The following is a 19,444-nucleotide window of genomic DNA, read 5'->3' as shown; positions in this document are numbered from 1 at the left end:
CCGCCCCCCCCCCCCCCTCCCCCCCCCGGGGGCCCCCCCCCCGCGCCCCCCCCGCCGCGAGGAAAGCTTGGTATCCCGATCAGCTGGGCATGCCGTACTTGTTCATCCACTCGCGGAACTCGGCCGCAGCCTTCAGCTCACTGTCGCGCACCTGCGCCCAGGTGGCGTCGTTGGCCTCACCGATGCCCTTGATGGTGCGGTCCAGCCGCTCCAGACCCTGGGCGAGCTCGGAGGCGCGCTGCTGGTCGGCCTTGCGCTCCTCGGCGCTGCGTGTGCCGTCCTTCAGGCGGGCACGCACACTTTCCAACTCGGCCACCAGTGTGGCGCGCAGACCCTGCAGGTTCTGGATGGTACCGGCGCGCTCCGCTTCGGGGGTATCATAAGTGCGGTTCCAGGGATCGATCGTGGCCGCGGTACCGGTACCATCACCATCGCCGGAGCCTTCGTGGTCGTGGCCAGTACCATCGCCGTGGTCGTGGCCGTCATGGGCACCGGCCGATCCGGAAGCGTTGGCGTCATCCACCTGGCCGGCGTCACCGCCAGCGCTGCCAGCGGTATCGGCCTGGCCACCCCCGCAGCCGCTGCAACCGGCCAGGGAGTAGGTGATCACGAGGGCGAACAGGGGCAGGAAAAGTCGTTTCAAGAGGTCGTTGCTTCGCATGGCAAGGGGGTTTTGGTTGGTAAAAGGGTCTTCGTGCGGCACGAAAGATAGTACCGCCCAAAGCGGACAAAAGGCCCGCACCTAATGTTCGGCGTTGCGCCCGCCCTCAGACTCGGACAGCGCGAAACAGTCACATCCCAAGGCGTCGTCCACAAAGTGCTTCAACAAACGCATCTGGTCCTTCGCGCGCCGCTTGCCTTCCTGCGCCAGCCCCCACAGCACCAGTGCGAGGAAGGGCGTGGGCAGGGCCACCCACCAACCCCAGGCGAAGGCGCCCACCACCTGCTGCGAAGTGCCGATCGATATGCCCAACAGGGCGATGACACAGAGCGCGATGTAGCCGCCCACGAAGAGCATCCAGATGGACGGTGCAGGACCGATCTGGCATCGCACGATGGTCATGGTCTCATGCCCCTGGACCTGTTCCATTTCCAAGTCGATGTCCATCTGGGGTGTCCAAGCGTGTTGCGCCGCATGCGGGAAGCGCAGGACGTGGTGGTGGCCCGTGCCGCCCAGTTCCAAACGGTGGGGGTTCTCGTCGCGCACCCGGAAACGGATGTGGTCGCGGATGACATCCGGGTGCAGCACGCTGCGGAAACGAAAGCGGGGACGGAACTCCAGATCGCTCATGGGCCGGAAGTTGGTCCGCGTGGTCCACCTTCAGGATGACGGCCATCAGGGATCGGGTACCTTTGTGCCATGTCCGACACGCTGCTCACCATCCTCCTCGCCATCGGCCTGTTGGCCCTGGCGTTTGCGGGCATCGCGGTGAAGATCCTGGCGAAGAAGAATGGCGAATTCGCGGGCACCTGCGCCAGCAACAACCCACTCGTTCAGAAGGAAGGTGGCAGCTGCGGCTTCTGTGGCGCGCGGCCGGAAGAGCGGTGCAGACGGGAAGAGGTGGGGTAGTTGACAGTTGACAGATGGCAGTTGGTGGTTGGTAGTTCCGCCCAATGAGGAACGCGTTCCTCAGGGCGATGGCCAACCCGGCGTGGTCCACACCGCATAGGCTCCCTGGCCGTCGTCGCTGATGAGGTAGGCTTCCACCGTACCGTCACGCAGGAGCCATTCACGCGCGGCGTCGGGTCCCATCACCAACATGGCCGTGGCCAGCGCATCGGCGGTGGCGCAATCATCGGCGATGATGGTGGCGCTGAGCAGGGCATTCATGGCGGGGCGCCCCGAGCGCGGATCGATGGTATGACCGTAGCGGCGGCCATCCAGTTCAATGAACTTGCGGTAGTTGCCGCTGGTGGCGAGGCTGCGGTCCTGCAAAGGCACCAAGGCCTGCATCATGTGTGCCCCCCCGTCCACCGGCTTGTCGATCTGGATGGTCCATGGGGTGCCGCGCTCGTTCAAGCCATGGGCGCGAACCTCACCGCCGATCTCCACCATCATGTGGGAGATACCATGCTGCCGAAGCAGTTGCGCCACCACATCCACCGTGTAGCCCTGTGCGATGCCATTGGGATCGAAGCGTACGCGGGGATCGAATTTGCGGTAGTGCATCAGCAGAACGTCCCTGGTCTGTTCGTGCCAGCTGGCGATCCGGTCCATGCCCACAAAGGCCAGCAGGCTGTCCACGGCCATGGTGTCGAGTGCGGCCCTGCCCTCCCTGCCCAGGCCCCAGGCCTTGACCACGGGCAGCACCGTGGGATCGAAGGCACCATCCGTGTTGCGCCATAGGTCCAGTGAGCGCGCATGAACCACCCGGAAGTGCGCGTCATCGGTCGAGAAAGTTTCCGCTGCGGCGTTGAAGGCGTTCACCGTGCTGCCCTCCACCCACAAGCTCAGGCTTTGGTCGATCGCCTTCAGCACACTGTCCACTTCGCGGGACAGGTCGCGCTGTAGGCTGTCGCGGTACTTGATGGTGAAGGTGGTGCCTTGGGCTTCGCCGGTGAGGGTGACGAGGTCGCTCTTGGGGCCGCCACAGGATGAGAGCAGCAGTACGCAGATGGCGACCAACAAAGAACCCCGCGAAACGCGGGGTTCCCCATTCCATGATCCTCTGATCATCCCATAGGCGTTATCCCCCGAAATCGTCGAAGCTGACGTTCTCCTTGGGCACGCCCCAGTCGTCCACCATCTTCAGCACCGCGGCGTTCATCAACGGTGGGCCGCAGAAGTAGAACTCGATGTCCTCGGGGGCCTCGTGCTTCTTCAGGTACTGGTCGATCACCGCTTGGTGCACGAAACCGGTGAAGCCATCGCCTTCCGGATCGTTCACATCCTTCTTCACCTTCCAGTTGTCCTCGGGCAGCGGCTCGCTGAGCACCACGAAGAACTTGAAGTTGGGGAATTTCCTGGCGATGTCGTTGAAGTGATCGAGGTAGAAGAGTTCGCGCTTGCTGCGGCCACCGTACCAGTAGGTGACCTTGCGGCCGCTCTTCAGCGTGTGGAAAAGGTGGAAGAGGTGGGAGCGCATGGGTGCCATGCCCGCGCCACCACCGATGTAGAGCATCTCGGCGCCGGTGTCCTTGATGAAGAACTCGCCATAGGGGCCGCTGATGGTCACCTTGTCGCCGGGCTTGCAGCCGAAGACGAAGCTGGAGCAGATGCCGGGGTTCACGTCCATCCAGTCGTTCTTCGCGCGGTCCCAGGGCGGGGTGGCGATGCGGATGTTGAGCATGACGATGTTGCCTTCCGCCGGGTGGTTGGCCATGGAATAGGCTCGGAAGATGGGCTCGTCGTTCTTCATCTTCAGGCCCCACAGCTTGTACTTGTCCCATTCGGCCTTGAAATCCATGGGGTCGCGGCCCAGCGCCACCAGCTCCGGATGGGCGGTGATGTCCATGTCCTTGAAGTCCACCTCGCAGGGTGGCACGTCGATCTGGATGTAGCCGCCGGCCTCGAACTCGAGATGCTCGCCCTCGGGCAACTTCACCACGAACTCCTTGATGAAGCTCGCCACGTTGTAGTTGCTCACCACCTCGCATTCCCACTTCTTGATGCCGAAGATCTCCTCGGGCACCTTCACCTGCATGTCGTTCTTCACCTTCACCTGGCAGCCCAGGCGCCACTGGTTCTGGATCTCCTTGCGGCTGAAGTAGGGCGCCTCGGTGGGCAGGATCTCGCCGCCGCCTTCGGTGACCTGGCACTTGCACATGGCGCAGGTGCCACCACCGCCACAGGCGCTGGGCAGGAAGATCTTCGATTCGCTGAGCGTGGTGAGCAGCGTGCTGCCAGCGGGGACCTCGATGGTCTTCTCCCCATTGATGGTGATCTTCACCAGACCGCCCGGAGAGAGCTTCGCCTTGGCGTAGAGCAGCACCGTGACCAACAGCAGGATCACGAACAGGAAAACCGCGACGGTGACGAGGATGGTGGTGCCCATGCGTGGTCAGATCTTGATGCCCATGAAGGCCATGAAAGCGATGCCCATGAGGCCGGTGACGATGTAGGTGATGCCCAGCCCGCGCAGCGGCGCGGGGATGTGGCTGTAGCGCAGTTTCTCGCGGATGGCGGCGATGGCCACGATGGCCAGGAACCAGCCCACGCCGCTGCCCAGGGCGAAGCTGGTGGCCTCGGCGATGTTGCTGTACTGGCGCTCCTGCATGAAGAGCGCGCCGCCCAGGATGGAACAGTTCACGGCGATCAGCGGCAGGAAGATGCCCAGCGCACCATAGAGGGCCGGCGCGAACTTCTCCACCACCATCTCCACCAGTTGCACGATGGAGGCCACCACGGCGATGAACATGATGAAGGAGAGGAAGCTGAGGTCCACGCCCGCCAGGCTGGCGTCCATCCATTTCAGCGCACCGGCCTTCAGCACGAAGTTCTCCAGCAGGTAGTTCACCGGCACGGTCACCACCAGCACGAAGATCACCGCGGCACCAAGGCCCACGCCGGTCTTCACGGTCTTGGACACGGCCAGGTAGGAGCACATGCCCAGGAAGTAGGCGAAGATCATGTTCTCGATGAAGATCGCCTTGACGAAGATGTTGATGAGGTTCATGGTGCTGCGTGCTTTAGGCCTGCTCGATCAACTTCGTGTTGCGCGACCGCTGGATCCAGATGATGATCCCCACGATGACCAGCGCCATGGGCGGCAGGATCATCATGTTGTTGTTCACATAGCCCAGGGCGTAGAGGCCGGTCTTCTCCACCGCATCGCCCAGCACGGGGATGCCGAAGAGGCTGCCGCTGCCGAGCAGTTCACGGAAGAAGGCCACCGCCACCAGGATCCATGCGTAGCCCATGGCGTTGCCGAAGGCGTCCAGCGCGCTGGGGCCGGGCTTGTTGCCCATGGCGAAGGCCTCGAAGCGGCCCATGATGATGCAGTTGGTGATGATGAGACCCACGTAGACGCCCACCTGCTTGGCCACGTCGTACACATAGGCCTTCAGCACGTTGTCCACGATGATCACCAGGCCGGCCACCACCACCAGCTGCACGATGATGCGGATGCGCGAGGGGATCATGTTCCGCAACAGACTGATGACCACGTTGCCGGCCAGCATCACGAAGAGCACGCTGGCGCTCATCACCAGGGCGTTCTCCAACTTCACGGTGATGGCCAGCGCGCTGCAGATGCCCAGCACCTGCACCGTGATGGGGTTGTTGTCGTCCAGCGGATCGGTGATCAGCTTGCGGTTCTTCTTGCTGAAGAGGCTCTCCTTGGGAGCCGCCGGTGCGGTGGTGGTGCTCATGGCTGTTCCTCCGTTGCGGTTTCCTCCTGTGCTTCGGTGGCATCACCGGCGCTGGCGCTGATGGCCTGTGCCATGCCGCCGCCAAGGCTGCTCAGGTAGTTGTAATAGATGGCCAGGGTGCGCCTCAGCATTTCGTCCACACCGTCGCTGGTGATGGTGCCGCCGCTGATGCCGTCCACGCCGTGGGGGCTGGTGGTCTGGCTGCCGCCCTTGTATACCTTGATGCTGGTGAATTCGCCGCGCTCATCGGCGATGGTCTTGCCGGGGAACTGGTCGGTGAAGAACTTGGTATTGATCTCCGCGCCCAGGCCGGGGGTCTCGCCCTTGTGGTCGAAGGTGCTGCCCACCACGGTGCGCCCATCGTCCGACACGGCCACATAACCCCAGATGGGACCCCACAGGCCGGTGCCCACCACGGGCAGGATGTAGAGCGGGCGTCCATCCTTTTCGGCCACGTAGAGCGGGTACTTCATGTCGTCGGCACCGATCACGCGTGCCCGCTCATCGCGGTACTGCTTCTGCACGTCCAGCGCGAAGCCAGGCCCGTTCACCGGATCGGTGTCCACGCCTTCCACCAGGCGGCCCCGCGCGTCCACCAGGGGCACGCTGGTCACGGTCTTCTGGTAGATGGCCGGCGCCTCATCGCGCGCCACATGCACGTTCATGGCGGCCAGGATGTTCTGCATCTTCTCACGCCGCACGTTCTCGTCCTGCGCGGGCTTCAGGCTGCTGTAGATCAGCGCCAGCAGGGCGCCCACCACCACCACCATCACAATGGCGAAGGTGAAGGTGAAGGAGTTGCTGTTCTTGTCGATGGCCATGGCTGGTGGGGCTTAGGCGGTGCGCAGTTCGGCGCGCTTCAGGCGGCGCTTGATGTTGGCCCGCACCACATAGTGGTCGATCAGCGGCGCCATCACGTTCATGAAGAGGATGGCGAGCATCATGCCTTCGGGGTAGGCGGGGTTCACCACGCGGATGAGGATGGCGAGCAGGCCGATGAAGAAGCCGTAGATCCACTTGCCGGTGGCGGTCTGCGTGGCGGTGACCGGGTCGGTGGCCATGAACACCAGGCCGAACATGAAGCTGCCGAGCATGAGCTGGTGCAGCACGGGGATCTGCATGTAGGAATTGCCCATTGAGGGACCCACCAGGTTGAAGATGCCCGCCATGGCAGCGCCGCCCAGGAAGACCCCGAGCATGATGCGGCCGCTGCCGATGCCGGTGAGCAGCAGGATGGCCGCCCCGATCAGGCAGGCGAAGGCGCTCGTCTCACCGATGCTGCCCGCCTCGAAGCCCCAGAAGCTGTCCATGATGCTGACCACGCCGGACATGTTGCCCGCAGCTGCGTGGCCCATGCTGGTGGCGCCGCTGAAGCCGTCCACCACGGGAAGGTCGCCGGTCATGCCCGCCACCCACACCTTGTCACCGCTCATCCACGTGGGGTAGGCGAAGAAGAGGAAGGCGCGGGCGGTGAGCGCCACGTTGAGGATGTTCATGCCCGTGCCGCCGAAGACCTCCTTGCCGATGATCACCGCGAAGGCGCTGCCCACGGCCACCATCCACAGGGGCACGTCCACCGGCATCACCAGGGGAATGAGCATGCCGCTAACCAAATAACCTTCGTGGATGGGGTGGCCCTTGATGGAGCAGAAGGTGAACTCGATGCCCAGACCCACCGCGTAGCTCACCACCACGATCGGCAGCACCTTGATGGCCCCGTAGAGGAATTTGTCCCAGAAACCCTCGTTCAGCGCCGTGAACTCGCCCAGGGCGGTGAAGTGCCAGTGGCCCACGTTCCACATGCCGAAGAGCAGGCAGGGCAGCATGGCGGTGATCACGATGCTCATGGTCCGTTTCAGGTCGATGCCGTCGCGGATGTGGGCGCCCTTGCCGGTGGCGTGGCCCGGGGTGAAGAGGAAGGTCTCGATGCCGTCGAAGACCCAATGGAACTTCTCCAGCTTGCCACCCTTGGCGAAGGTGGGCTTTACGCTGTCTACCAGACTTCGAATGGCCTTCACGGTGGTGGCGGCTTAAGTGGTTTCCTTCTTCAGCACATCGAGGCCCTCGCGCACGATGCTCTGGGAGTTGATCTTGCTGGTGCAGACGAATTCGCACAGGGCGAAATCCTCCGGGGCCACTTCATAGAGGCCCAGCTGCTCCATTTGTTCGATGTCGTTCACCAGGATGGCCTTCAGCAGGTGCACGGGGTAGATGTCGAAGGGGAATACCGCCTCGTACTGGCCGCTCATGACAAAGCCGCGCTCCTCGCCGTTCTGGCTGCTGTCCATCTTGAACTTCTTGCCGGGCATGAGCCAGGCGGGGAAGCTGCGGTTGGCGCTGAACTTGTCGAAGCCGGGACTGGCCCAGCCGTCGGTGATGAAGAACTTGGGATCGTCGCCCTCGGGGATAAGCGTCACCTGGCCGTGGTACCAGCCGAGGAAGCCGTCCTGCGCCACGCGGTCGCCGGTGAGCACGTTGCCGCTGATGATGCGAACCTTGCCTTCCACCGGGCCGGTGATGTCCCGCACGGGGGCGCCGGTGATGGTGCGCACATAGCGCAGGGTCTTCGCCTCGCTGCCGGTGACGGCCACCAGGCGCGCGGGGTCCACCTTGCCGGTGCGGAAAAGGCGGCCGATGGCGAGCACCTCCTGCACGCCGGTGACCCAGCAAACCTCACCCTTGTTGATGGGGTCGATGTGGTGGATCTGCACACCCGGGTTGCCCGCAGGGTGCGGACCGATGATGGTGTGGCGCGTCACGTTCTTCGCATTGAGGAATTCGCGGGCCGTGGTGCGGTCGCCCACGGAGAGGTGCACCTTGCCCTTGGTGAGGCGCGCCAGGGCGTCCAGTCCGGTCTGCAGGTCCTCGCCCTGGTTACGCACCACGAAGTCGAGGTCCGGCGCCAGGGGGTGGGTGTCGATGGCGCTGATGAAGATGCCCTTGGGGTCCTGGGTGGGATCGGCCACCACATCGAAGGGCCGCTGGCGCAGCGCTGGCCAAAGGCCGCTGGCGAGGAGTTTCTGGATGATGGTCTCCCGGTTCATGCTGCCGGGATCGCCCTTGCCGAAGTCCATGAAACGCTGCTCGCGATCGGCCAGCACACGCACCTCCAGCACGCGGCGCTTCTCGCCCCGCACCACATCGGCCACCTCGCCACTCACCGGGCTGGTGTAGAGCACCCGCTCGTTGTATTTGTCGCAGAAGAGCGGGGTGCCCACCTCCACGGTGTCACCGGGTTTCACCAGGACCTTGGGCACCAGGCCATGGAAGTCGGTCGGCTTGATCGCGGCGACCTTCGCGGGATCCGCCTGGACAAGGACCTTCTCCGCTTCGCCTACCAGGCGGATGTCGAGTCCTTTCCGGATCCTGATCGTCTTGGACATGTGCTGATGAGGGGGGCCTTTCGTTCGGGCGCGGCAAAAGTATCTCCCGGAGGCAAAACTCGGAGGACCCATTTCTGGTTCGCCCGGGGCGAGACCCGAAATCCCATGGTGCGGCACGAAGACTCCAAAGCGAACCAACTGGCTGGGCGGTCCACGACGGTCCTCCGGAGTGCCGGGTGGCACACACCTAACTTAGCCACGTGCCCAAGCCCACTCCTCCCCTGCCCCTGCTCGCCATTGTGCCCATGCTGCTGCCCACGGCCTGCGACAGCGCCATCCCTTTGGCCACCCCTTCGCGCGGCGATTACTGGGCGCCGAACGCCTTGGTTTACGAGGACCGCACCTACAGCCCCACGGTGCGTACCGTGCAACTCTTCAAGGAAGGCTTCGAACTGGCCCCACCGCTGATCGAACTCAACGGTCAGGACGCCCTCATCCTGCGTTTCGACGACCTGGACCCCGACCCGCAGGTGCTCTCCTACGCGGTGGTGCATTGCGATGCGCAATGGCGCCCCACCGACCTCATGCCCAACCAGTACCTGGAGGGCTCACCGCAGGACTTCCTGCAACCGGCGCGGCAGAGCTTCAACACGCTGCAGCCCTTCCTGCAATACGACCTGCGCTTCCCCAACAACATGATGCGGCCCATGCGCAGCGGCAACTATCTGCTGAAGGTCTTCCGCGATGGTGATGAGGACGACCTGGTGCTCACCCGCCGCTTCATGGTGTACGAACAGCAGGTGGAGATCGACGCGCGCGTGATGGCCAGCCGCCAGGTGGACCTGCGCGATCAGGCCCAGATGGTGGACCTCACCGTGCGCCACCCCCGCCTGAATGTGCAGGACCCCTTCGGCGAGATCCACGTGGCCATGCTGCAGAACATGCGCTGGGACGATCTGCGCACAGGCTTCAAACCCCGCTTCATGCGTGGGCACGAACTCATCTACGACCACCCGGACCAGGGCCTCTTCCTGGGCGGCAACGAGTTCCGCAACTTCGACTTGAAGGACCTGCGCTTCGCCACCCAGCGCGTGGCACGCATCGAACCCGGCGTGGGCGCGGGCGTGTATCAGGCACACCTCACCGCCGAGCCCAAGCGCAACATCCGCGTCTACTTCGACCAGCCCGACCTCAACGGCCGCTACTTCGTGCGCAACGATTTCTTCGACGGCGATCCCCTGGGCGCCGATTATGTGATGGTGCATTTCACCCTGCCCATGCCGTCACCGCTCGGCCAGGAGGTCTTCGTCTACGGCGCCTTCAGCGATTGGCGCTGCACACCTTGGAACCGCATGACGTGGGACCGCGAGCGCAGCGCCTACACCGCGGCGCTGCTGCTGAAACAGGGCTTCTACGATTTCGCCTATGTGACCCTGCCCCAGGGCTCCACCACGGCGGATATCGGCGCCATCGAGGGCCACCACTTCCAAACGGAGAACGACTACCTGGTGATGGTCTACTTCACTGACCGCATGCAACGGCTGGACAGGCTGGTGGGCGTGCGCTTCGTGAACAGCAGGAGGGGGTAAACAAGTTGGAGGTCGGACATCGGAACGCGTCTCGGCGGGCTCCCAGCTTGCTGGTCGCCATACTGAGGGCGCTTGGAACTATCGGGGTCGATCGGAGCTTGGCGACATGGCCGCCTTGTTGGTGAACAACCTTTGCCCCTGCCGGCCCGTCAGGTTGCTGTCCAGCCTTCACCTCTCGCCATGTCCCACCTGCTCCAATGCCTGCCCTGCTGTGCCCTCGCCTGCCTGAGCCTGCCGCTGTTCGCACAAGTGTATGTGCCGGGAGATGGGGTGATGGATGTGGAGGGCAACCTATACCCCACTCTGATCTATGCCAACGGCCAGGAATGGATGGCGGAGAACCTGCATACCACGCGCTATACGGATGGCAGCGAGATGCTGCTGATCGAAGGCGACGCCGCCTGGGCCGCGCAGGACGTACCCATGCCCCAATACACACCGGCCTATTGCTGGTACGATGACGACATCGCCAACAAGGAGCTCTACGGCGCGCTGTACAGTTGGTACGCCATCGACTCCACCAGCAACGGCGGCCGCAGCGCGTGCCCCACCGGTTGGCGTGTACCCTCGCATGCCGACTGGACGCAACTGGTGGAACTGTTGGTGGCGAACGGACTGACCTATGATGGCAGCACCAGCATCATCGGCCCGTTGAACAAGTTGGGCAAGAGCATGGCGGACACCGCCTTGTGGCTGGAGGATACGGCGATCGTGGGCGTTCCGGGCAACGAACCGGAATACAACAACGCGGCGGGCTTCACCGGGCGGCCCGGCGGCGTGCGCGGCTACCTCGATGGCCACTTCACCGGGCAGGCCATGTACGGCATGTGGTGGGACAGCGATCCGATGCCGCCCGCCGGTTCGTTGCAGGTGACCCGCTACCGGCTGCTGCTTTACGGTGGCCAGGCCGACGCGCGCCACCTGGGACACTACTATGGCAACAAGATGAGCGGCAAATCGGTGCGCTGCCTGCGCGACAATGGTACCACAGGTATGGACACGCGGCCAATGCAGGGCCATGTGCTGGCCTTCCCCAACCCCTTCTCACAACTGCTCACCGTGGAAGCCGGCCCCGCCGACGTGGGGTCGCCGTTCAAAGTGCTCAACGCCACAGGCCAGGTGTTGCACAGCGGCACGGTGCCTGCCGAACGCTTCACGCTGGATCTGCATGACCTCCCCGCGGGGCTCTACCGGCTGGTGGGCCCTGGCGCATGGCGTGTGGCGCTGGTGAAGGAACATTGACCGAGCGGTCACCGGTGCGGACCGGACATTTTCGGCCATCGCGGCCCATGACCACGCTGATGATCCTGGGCCGATGGCCATGGCTTAACTTCATGCTATCAACACCATGCTGCCATGCCAGGTCCCAGCCGCTCCCTATTACTGCTCCTGGTGCTGCCTCTTTCCGCTGTGCTGCAAGGCCAGCAGTTGCAATGGGCGGCATCCATGGGCGGTGGCGAATGGCAGACCCAGGAGGCGCATGGCGTGGCCATCGCACCGGATGGCACGGTGATCACCGTGGGCCAATTCGTGGGCGGTATCGATCTGGACAGCGGTGCCAGCCATGACCTGCACGCAGGCGGCAACTTCACCCGGGCATTCATCCAGAAGCTGGATGCCGATGGCAACTACCTCTGGGGACACAGTCTGGGTGGCGCAGGACCCTGCCAGGCCCTTGGCGTGGCGGTGGATGATCAGGGCCACATTGTGATCACTGGCGGCATCTCGGGGGCGGCGGACCTGGATCCCGGTCCGGGCGAACACCTGGTGGCCACGGTGAACAGCAGCATGGATGCCTTTGTGCTGAAGCTGGATGCCGATGGTGAATTCCTGTGGGGGCAGCTGATCGGTGGCGCGAACACCGACATGGGGCATGCCGTGGCCATCGGACATGATGGAAGCATTACCGCAGCAGGTGTGTTGGGCGGACCGGGCGATATGGATCCGGGTACGGGCGTGCATATGGCTGGAGGCCATGGCCTGAAGGACGCCTTCGTGCTGCGCCTCGATGAAGAGGGAAACTTCGTGTGGGGCTGCGCGGTGGGAGGCCCTGGGCATGACATGGCGCATGGCGTGGCCGTGGTTGCTGATGGCGCGGTGTTCGTGGCCGGTGAATTCCGCCAAACGGTGGACTTCGACCCTGGCCCCGGTGAGGCCTTGCGCAGCAGCCAGGGCGCGGACGACCTCTTTCTGATGAAGCTTGATGCTGACGGCCAGCTGCAATGGGTGCATGGCATCGGCGGCACGGGCAGCGAACGGGCGCGCGCCGTGGCCGTGGGACCCGACGGTGGACCGGTGATCGCCGGGCGCATGACCAGCGATAGCGACTTCGCCCCCGGCGCGGAACCCCAGGTCGTGGCGTCGAGCATCTTCGAAGACATGTTCCTCGCCAAATACGAACCTGCCGGTGAACTGGCTTGGGCCTTCAGCCTTTCATCCTACTTGAACGAGGGCCTCGCCCTGGCGGTGGATGACCAGGACCGCGTTTACCTCTCCGGGGTTTTCGGCGTATTCTTCAACAACCACCTGGATCTGGATCCGGCGCCTGAGACCGCGTTCATTGACGTGGTGGGCGGCTTGGATGGTCTGCTGGTGAGCTACGGGCCGGATGGCAGTTACCGTTGGGGTTTTCCCTTGGGTAGCGCCGAGATCGATCAGGCACACGCCGTGGCGGTGGACGATCAGGGGCAGGTGGTGGTGGCCGGGCAGTTCCGCCTGACCATGGATGTGGACCCTGGCCCCGGCAGTCTGCTCTTACAGGCCACCCATGGCCACGATGCCTTTGTGGCGTGCTACACGCAGGATATCACGACCTATCTCCACGAAACGGGACCCGCGCCGCTGGCCACCCTCTTCCCCAACCCTGCAACGGAACATTGCCAGGTGCTCTTCAGTGGCCCAGGACCCCACCGATGGTCGCTCTGCGATGCCGCTGGCCGCTTGGTGCATGGGCCTGTTCGACAAGACCAGCCAAGCGCCCTGATCCCGGTGCAACAACTGGCACCCGGCCTGTACCACCTGTTGGTAGGCGATGCCCAAGGCAGGTGGCAACCACTGCCGCTGGTGGTGAGGCGCTGAGTGTGGTTTGGCGATGGCACTGGCGCGCCAACTCAACTCACCCGCCGGAACACCAGATCGAACAAGGTGCGCAGCACGCGGATCTCCTGCAATACGCCGGCGTGGTAAACATATTCGTTCACCTTGCCGCCGGGCAGCGTAAGCCGGTAGAGGCCCTCGCCCAGGTGCAGTAACGGGCAATCGGCGAGCACGCTTTCCACATACACGCTCATCTGGCCCACGGGCTCCTCGTAATACATGCGGGCGGTGCTCCAGGGGTTGGCACAGATCGCTTCGGGCTTGCGGCCCGGGTGCAGGTAGGCGGTGCGCTCCAGGCCGCGCAGGTCCAGGTGGCTGCTGTCCTTCAGTGCGCGGTCCACGCGCAAGCTGCTGTGGCAGCGCACCAGTTGCCCTTGCAGATATTCGGTGGCCACGCTGGTGCGTACGATGCGCTTCCACACGGCCATCACCTCGGAATACGAAGTCATGGCGTACAGGACCCGCTCGCCCTGCACGCGGCGATCCACCCGCACCTGGCCCACCAGGTCCTGGCCCTTCCAAATAGCGAAGCCACCCGGCTGGGCCAGAGCAGTGGAAGCGGAAAGCAACAGGAGGATGATCGGCGCGAAGACGGCCGGAGCGGAGCGCATGCGGCAGCAAGGTAATCCACCGCGCGCCGGTGCCGATGGGACCTTAGGAAGCTTTGCGCCACTGGCGCGGCAACTGGTCCTCGCCTTCCACCAGTTCCAGCAGGTAGCTGCCGCGGCCGGCCAGGGAAAGGCCGAACATGCCTCCTTCCAGCCAGCTGAACATGAGCGTGTCGGTGCTGAGGAGCACGCAGCGGCCCCGCACCATGCCCAGCGCGAATTCCGGGCGGTCCGCCAGGCCGGGATCCGGCGCGGCGATGGAGAGTTCGGCGAAAAGTTGCGCCCCGTCCAGGTGCGGGCTGAGCCAGTTGGTCACCACCGGTGCCAGGGCCTCCCCCCCATCGGGACCCGCGTGCATGCTGTCCACATCGGCGCGCAGGGCCAGCAACCATTCAAAGAGTTCGTGGAGGCCTTGTTCGTTGAGCGGTTTGGCGCTCCATACGCGCAGGCGCAGAGCCGGACCCTCCTCCCCGTGGATCAGATAGGCGTGTTCGGTCAGGCCATCCACCATGGCCTCCACCAAGCCCTCCACCGTTTCGTGGAAGTAGCGCGCCGCATGTTGCGATTGGCGCATGCCCGGCTTGAAGGATATTCTCAGGCCCATCTGACCAGGAGGCCGTTTCGTCGGCTGGCCCGCAGCATTCAACGGAAGTCCGTGCCAAAAGGTGACGGTGCCCCCGGGGGGCGGTCCCACCGAGGCGGGGAACGGTGTGGGGGCGGCTCCACCCGACCCCTGGATGCGTGCCCCGAAAAGTTGCATCCCACTGGGGAATAATGAACTTTACATCGACTGGACGATCCCGTCCTGGTCCAACCACCCCAACCCTTTCCTGCCATGACACGATCCACTGCTTTCCCCACCCTGCTTGCCGCTGCGGCCCTGGCCCTGTGCGGCACCGCGTGCAACACGGCCCCGGCCCCCGCCGAGTCCGCACCACCGCCGCCCGATGTGGGCGCCATCACCGCCGCCATCACGGACATGGAGGAGGTCTACGCCAAGGCCGCCGCCAACAAGGACGTGGAGACCATCATGGCCTATTACGCGGAGGATATCGTGAGCTACCGCACGGGCAAGGAAGCCCTCCAGGGCAAGGCCGCATTGCGCGCGGAAATGGCGGAGCGCATGGAACAGGACAGCCTGAACGTCGTGCCCGTGTTCAAGGTGCAGGACATCTTCGTGGGCCTGGACCACGTGACCGAGATCGGCTCGTGGACCGATTCCGATGCCCAAGGCAACGTATTGGACCATGGCACCTACATGGCCGTGTTCCGCAAGACCGCCAACGGCTGGGAGTGCATCCGGGAAATGAGCGTGAGCGCCAAAGCCAAGGAGGCTGCCGCCACCGCCAGCTGAACCGCTTCTCTTCAGTTCTGGAAGAAATGGAATGCGCCCCGAGGGGCGCATTCCTGTTTTTCTACCAGCCTGACGGCGCAGTGTGGGCCGGCCTGAAGAACCGTGCATGGATGTGGATGAACGTGCATGAACGGATATGATGCGGGGCGACTTGGGCTTCAACGCTGGCCTGATGCGAAGAACCGTGCATGGACATGGATGAACGTGCATGAACGGAAATGATGCGGGGCGTGCTGGACGGCGTCAGCACCATCGACCATCTGGGCGGTGAAGCTGAAGGCAGTGCCGCTGGCCAGCGCGGCCACGGGCTTGCATTTCACCCCCCCCACGGATAGATTCACCATGAAAATCCTCTGCCATGAAATGGATGAAACGGATCCTCCTGCTGCTGGCACTTCTGGTGGCGGGCTTCTGGCTCTTTGTGGAACTGACCTGGAACAAGCACTACGATGCGCCCTACCCGGACATACAGGCCAGCACTGACCCGGATGTGATCGCCCGGGGCCGATACCTGGCCTATGGGCCGGCGCACTGCGCGGCCTGCCACATGCCCATGGACCGGCTGATGGCCGTGGAGGAAGGCGCCATGGACCCGCTGAGCGGCGGCTGGGAACTCACCATTCCACCTGGCACCTTCCGCGCGCCCAACATCACACCACACGCCACGGGCATCGCCGATCGTACGGACGGCGAACTGGCCCGCGCCCTGCGCTACTCCGTGGGCCACGATGGGCGCGGCCTGCTGCCCTTCATGCCCTTCCAGGGCCTCAGCGATGAGGACCTCACCGCGGTGATATCCTTCCTGCGCAGCCAGCCACCGGTGGACCACGCCTTGCCAGCGCATGAGTACACCTTCCTGGGCAAGATGGTGAAGGCCCTGGGCCTCATCCCCCCCGACCAGCCCAAGGAGCCGCCGCCCGCGCGGGTGCAGCGCGACAGCACAGCTGCCTACGGCCGCTACCTGGCCAACTTCGTGGCCGATTGCGTGGGCTGCCACACCGATCGCGACATGAACACCGGCGCCTACATCGGCACCCCCTTCGCCGGGGGGTTCTACATGGAACCCGATACCTTCAGCCAGGGCTGGTCCTTCGTCACCCCCAACCTCACGCCCGACCCCGAGACCGGCCACATCGCCGCCTGGGACGAGGCCACCTTCATCAAACGCTTCAAGACCGGCCGCCTCCAGCCTGGCTCGCACATGCCTTGGGGCTTCGTAAGCCGCATGGACACCCTGGAGCTCAAAGCCATCTACCGCTACCTGCGCAGCCTGCCCCCCACCAACAAGCACATCGCCCAGATCGTCTTCAAGCCCGGGGAGAAACCGGCGCGTTGAGGTGGGGCGGTGCATCATGGTAATGCACCCTCACCCCCTTCTCCCAACATTATCTCCGCAGGCCCCCCAGCGCAGGAGGAGACCTTGCGCAGGTATGGGCGGGAGCTATCCCATTGATAGTGCTGGCCCACCTGTCGCCATTGACGCGGCTCGATCACAAATTCTGGATCTTGGACATGGGGCCACCTAAGTCGGGTAGTGCATTCCTGTCCGCATCCTTGAGTATGTTCAATCCCAACGCCAGTCCGAACCAAGGTGTTCCCTGATACTCATAGTGCTTGGAAAGCCGGCCAAAAGCGGTGTCCATCCCCGCGAATCCACAGAGCTGCACACGGTCGAAATCCAAGACCAAACCCAAGCCGTTGATCATGGATGAAACACTCTCCACGCCATCCCCATCGATCGAGGTGTTGTTGTAGGAGGTCATTCGGGTGCTCTGGTAACCTGTGGTCAGTGCGAAGGACAAGTGGTAGTCCCTGGTACCATGAAGCCGTCGGCGGAAGCTGATGCTGGAACCCAGGTTCACATCCGTGTCCAACATGGTGGGTAAGCGCCCACGTTCGGGTCGGATCTTGCCCGCAAGACTCACCACGCCCACATTGATATCCCAACTTCTCGTGTTGTAGACCGGAGCGACCGGGGCGTTCTTTTTCCCCTCCTCCGTGTCAAAATCATCCGCGCTTCTGATCAAATCACTCAACACCCAAAATGCCATCCCATAGTCACAAGCCGTGATCCGATCGGATGGATGGTCCTTGCAATTTCCACAGTACTTAACAAGATCCAACCCGCTACGTTGGGAGCAGGATCTCCCTGGGATCTGGATCTTGATGTAGGTGCCCTTCTTGTCCGCAGGTACCGACACGATATGCTTGTCGTTGACTTTGTTGAACAACAGCCAACCGTCCAATACCCTCGGTTTGTTGAAATCCGGTTTGCCTTGGGCATCCGCATAGACGGTCAAGTTGGTGGTCTTGTCCTTCAGGATGTAACTCACCTTCTGGGTTGTTCCTTGCGCCCAAGAGCCAAGTGTTTGCACGAATGCGAGCAATAGTAAGATCGTGCTTCTCATGATGTGGAAGGGTTTCCACAAAGAACCCCGGGGGCGACATGCTTCACAATACCCGGGTCCGGGTATTTCTTGGGCCATTCCCCCCCTACCACCTGACCACTCTTCCCGCGCCGCGCCACTCCCCCTTCACCAGCTCCACGGTGTAGATGCCGGGCGCCAGCTGCTCCAGATCCTGCCGGAAAAAGAGCTCATCGGGCGCGCGGTGCAATGTGGTCTCGAGCACCACGCGGCCGGTGCCGTCGCGCACCACGCCATGCACGCGCGGGCCCACGTGGTCGGGCACGGCGAAGTGCACCATGCCCAGCGTGGGGTTGGGAAAGAGGCCCAGGGGCGCCATGCCAAGGGAGGCTTCGGGCACTTGTGTCACCAATGTGCTGTCCAGCACGATGTGCTCATCGCCGGGCTTGCTGTTGGCCCAGATGAAGTAGCAGAGGAACATCTCATCCGCCGTGGTGGGGCCGTGGTACACATGCTGCGGCGGCATGTTGGGGTTGTAAGGATTGAAGATGGTGTTGTCATACACGCCCTCACTCATGAGCACGGTGCCGGCGGGCAGCACCTGCACCTGCTGGAAGGTGTAGTAGAGCTGCCAGTGGAACATCCACTGCGGTATGTTCACCAGCGGTATGGTGTCGCCGCCGGGCACCACCGCCCACACCTTGTACGACTTGCCCAGCTGGTGCATGTGCGGGCAGATGGAGAGGTAGGACCGGTCGTTGGGCAGGGTGAAGACCTGATGGAAGGTGCGGATGGTGTTGGCGGGGATCATCAGCGGCCCATCGATGAGCACGGGTGGCGAGTCGTAGAGGGTCCAGCCCACGCGCACGCGCCTCACCGGCCCCGGCGCGGTGACGAAGCGCAGGTTCATGCGGGTGCTGTCCGTTTGCCCCTGCGCGCCGGGCCCGTAGTGGATCTCCAGCACCAGGTCCGCGCCGGGCGGTATGGGTATGCCCCAGTCAGGCGGGTATTTCAGCGGATTGCCGCCGGGCTGCCACGCGTTCATGTAGTAGCTGTAGTAGGGCGAACCGGTGCTGCTGTTGAAACCCGGCAGCGGGTCCTGCGCGTCCAGCGCCGCGCTGATGCCCGTGGCGTCGTAGGAAATGTCCGCGTGGTGTACCACGGCCTTGAGGCCGGGGATCACTTCAAGTCCGTTGACGAAAACCGTGTCCGGAAAGTTGGTGGGCAGCACGAACCAGCGGTACTCATCGGTATTGAACTGCAGGGTGTAGGGCTCGATGGCCACCACGTGGTGGATGGTGTCCAGCAATGAGCCGGCCGGGCCGAACACCGGTGGTGCGGGTTCCAGGTCCAGGTCGCCGAGCGGTACCCCGAAATTCACCCAGTCCACGATGGCGTCGATCTCGTCCTGCGTCAGCGCGTTCTGGTAAGCGTAGCTGCGATACGCGGGGTCGGCAGGCCAGGGGGGCATGTGCCGCGTTTGCACCGCATAGGCCACCGCGTTGCCCTGGGCCACCACATCACTGTAGCTCATCAGGCTGAAGGGCCCGATTCCGCCATCGTGGTGGCAATGCGCGCACTTGGTGTAGATGATGGAGGCCACATCAGGACTCCACACGGGTTCCTGCCCGGCGGCGGAATGGAAGCAGGCGATGGCGAGCAATAGGGGAAGCGTGGTCCGGAGGAGCATAGACCGAAGCTACGGAGCGCGCCCCACTATGCCACACCAAGGTGAAACAGCCGCATGCCGGTACAAGGAAACCGGGAATGGAATTGGATGAACGGTATTGGACGGATG

Annotated in this window: 19 protein-coding genes; 6 read left to right on the top strand and 13 right to left on the bottom strand. The window is 63.6% G+C overall.

Annotation, left to right across the window (positions count from 1 at the left end; translation table 11 throughout):
* Window positions 1-79: 79 nt before the first annotated feature.
* Entirely contained in the window at window positions 80-661 is a 582-nt protein-coding gene (locus tag KIT10_16245) for a hypothetical protein (protein MCW5900810.1), read from the bottom strand.
* Between the two features lie 81 nt (window positions 662-742).
* Window positions 743-1,291 (bottom strand): hypothetical protein, encoded by a 549-nt coding sequence (locus KIT10_16240; GenBank protein MCW5900809.1) that lies wholly within the window; start codon window positions 1,289-1,291, stop codon window positions 743-745.
* A gap of 81 nt (window positions 1,292-1,372) precedes the next feature.
* Between KIT10_16240 and KIT10_16235 the strand changes: the two genes are divergently transcribed.
* On the top strand, window positions 1,373-1,570 hold the full coding sequence (locus KIT10_16235) for a membrane or secreted protein (GenBank protein MCW5900808.1): 198 nt from the start codon (window positions 1,373-1,375) through the stop codon (window positions 1,568-1,570).
* Window positions 1,571-1,630: 60 nt separating this feature from the next.
* Here the strand turns inward: KIT10_16235 and KIT10_16230 are convergent, their stop codons facing one another.
* From KIT10_16230 to KIT10_16200, 7 genes are all read right to left on the bottom strand, one after another.
* Complete coding sequence (locus KIT10_16230; protein ID MCW5900807.1) at window positions 1,631-2,626, bottom strand: FAD:protein FMN transferase; 996 nt, start codon at window positions 2,624-2,626, stop codon at window positions 1,631-1,633.
* Between the two features lie 61 nt (window positions 2,627-2,687).
* Window positions 2,688-3,995: an NADH:ubiquinone reductase (Na(+)-transporting) subunit F gene (gene nqrF, locus KIT10_16225; GenBank protein ID MCW5900806.1), complete on the bottom strand. Its 1,308-nt coding sequence runs from the start codon at window positions 3,993-3,995 to the stop codon at window positions 2,688-2,690.
* Between the two features lie 6 nt (window positions 3,996-4,001).
* Window positions 4,002-4,616: an NADH:ubiquinone reductase (Na(+)-transporting) subunit E gene (gene nqrE, locus KIT10_16220; protein ID MCW5900805.1), complete on the bottom strand. Its 615-nt coding sequence runs from the start codon at window positions 4,614-4,616 to the stop codon at window positions 4,002-4,004.
* A gap of 13 nt (window positions 4,617-4,629) precedes the next feature.
* Window positions 4,630-5,310 (bottom strand): NADH:ubiquinone reductase (Na(+)-transporting) subunit D, encoded by a 681-nt coding sequence (locus tag KIT10_16215; protein MCW5900804.1) that lies wholly within the window; start codon window positions 5,308-5,310, stop codon window positions 4,630-4,632.
* The gene (gene nqrC, locus KIT10_16210) at window positions 5,307-6,125 is read right to left on the bottom strand and encodes an NADH:ubiquinone reductase (Na(+)-transporting) subunit C (GenBank protein ID MCW5900803.1); all 819 of its coding nucleotides are present in this window, start codon (window positions 6,123-6,125) and stop codon (window positions 5,307-5,309) included. The genes KIT10_16215 and nqrC overlap by 4 nt, the downstream gene beginning before the upstream one ends.
* Window positions 6,126-6,143: 18 nt before the next feature.
* On the bottom strand, window positions 6,144-7,328 hold the full coding sequence (locus tag KIT10_16205; GenBank protein MCW5900802.1) for an NADH:ubiquinone reductase (Na(+)-transporting) subunit B: 1,185 nt from the start codon (window positions 7,326-7,328) through the stop codon (window positions 6,144-6,146).
* A gap of 12 nt (window positions 7,329-7,340) precedes the next feature.
* Window positions 7,341-8,693, bottom strand: coding sequence for a Na(+)-translocating NADH-quinone reductase subunit A (locus tag KIT10_16200; GenBank protein ID MCW5900801.1), 1,353 nt, complete (start codon window positions 8,691-8,693; stop codon window positions 7,341-7,343).
* Window positions 8,694-8,893: 200 nt separating this feature from the next.
* Here KIT10_16200 and KIT10_16195 point away from each other — a divergent pair, with 200 nt between their 5' ends.
* The 3 genes from KIT10_16195 to KIT10_16185 all read left to right on the top strand — a co-directional run bounded on the left by KIT10_16195 (window position 8,894) and on the right by KIT10_16185 (window position 13,300).
* Window positions 8,894-10,222, top strand: a complete 1,329-nt coding sequence (locus KIT10_16195) for a DUF5103 domain-containing protein (protein MCW5900800.1) — start codon at window positions 8,894-8,896, stop codon at window positions 10,220-10,222.
* A gap of 180 nt (window positions 10,223-10,402) precedes the next feature.
* Window positions 10,403-11,464, top strand: coding sequence for a hypothetical protein (locus KIT10_16190; protein MCW5900799.1), 1,062 nt, complete (start codon window positions 10,403-10,405; stop codon window positions 11,462-11,464).
* A 114-nt stretch (window positions 11,465-11,578) separates the two neighbouring features.
* Entirely contained in the window at window positions 11,579-13,300 is a 1,722-nt protein-coding gene (locus KIT10_16185; protein ID MCW5900798.1) for a hypothetical protein, read from the top strand.
* 32 nt (window positions 13,301-13,332) lie between these two features.
* Here KIT10_16185 and KIT10_16180 read toward each other — a convergent pair whose 3' ends face one another.
* Window positions 13,333-13,929: a hypothetical protein gene (locus KIT10_16180; protein MCW5900797.1), complete on the bottom strand. Its 597-nt coding sequence runs from the start codon at window positions 13,927-13,929 to the stop codon at window positions 13,333-13,335.
* 43 nt (window positions 13,930-13,972) lie between these two features.
* Window positions 13,973-14,500: a hypothetical protein gene (locus tag KIT10_16175; protein ID MCW5900796.1), complete on the bottom strand. Its 528-nt coding sequence runs from the start codon at window positions 14,498-14,500 to the stop codon at window positions 13,973-13,975.
* A 261-nt stretch (window positions 14,501-14,761) separates the two neighbouring features.
* Here KIT10_16175 and KIT10_16170 point away from each other — a divergent pair, with 261 nt between their 5' ends.
* Both KIT10_16170 and KIT10_16165 read left to right on the top strand, forming a co-directional pair.
* A complete protein-coding gene (locus tag KIT10_16170) occupies window positions 14,762-15,280 on the top strand; it encodes a DUF4440 domain-containing protein (GenBank protein ID MCW5900795.1) in 519 nt (172 codons plus the stop codon).
* Window positions 15,281-15,647: 367 nt separating this feature from the next.
* Window positions 15,648-16,616 (top strand): cytochrome c, encoded by a 969-nt coding sequence (locus KIT10_16165; GenBank protein MCW5900794.1) that lies wholly within the window; start codon window positions 15,648-15,650, stop codon window positions 16,614-16,616.
* A 154-nt stretch (window positions 16,617-16,770) separates the two neighbouring features.
* On the opposite strand, the gene KIT10_16160 is transcribed toward KIT10_16165, so the two are convergent.
* Together KIT10_16160 and KIT10_16155 are read right to left on the bottom strand one after the other, a co-directional pair.
* Entirely contained in the window at window positions 16,771-17,688 is a 918-nt protein-coding gene (locus tag KIT10_16160) for a hypothetical protein (protein ID MCW5900793.1), read from the bottom strand.
* Between the two features lie 85 nt (window positions 17,689-17,773).
* Entirely contained in the window at window positions 17,774-19,336 is a 1,563-nt protein-coding gene (locus KIT10_16155; GenBank protein ID MCW5900792.1) for a hypothetical protein, read from the bottom strand.
* Window positions 19,337-19,444 lie beyond the last annotated feature (108 nt).

Source organism: Flavobacteriales bacterium, assembly GCA_026129465.1.
In the GTDB taxonomy this organism is placed as follows: Bacteria; Bacteroidota; Bacteroidia; order Flavobacteriales_F; family PHOS-HE28; genus PHOS-HE28.
The sequence above is the reverse complement of the archived record's forward strand: the minus strand, read 5'-3'. Positions and strand labels throughout refer to the sequence as shown.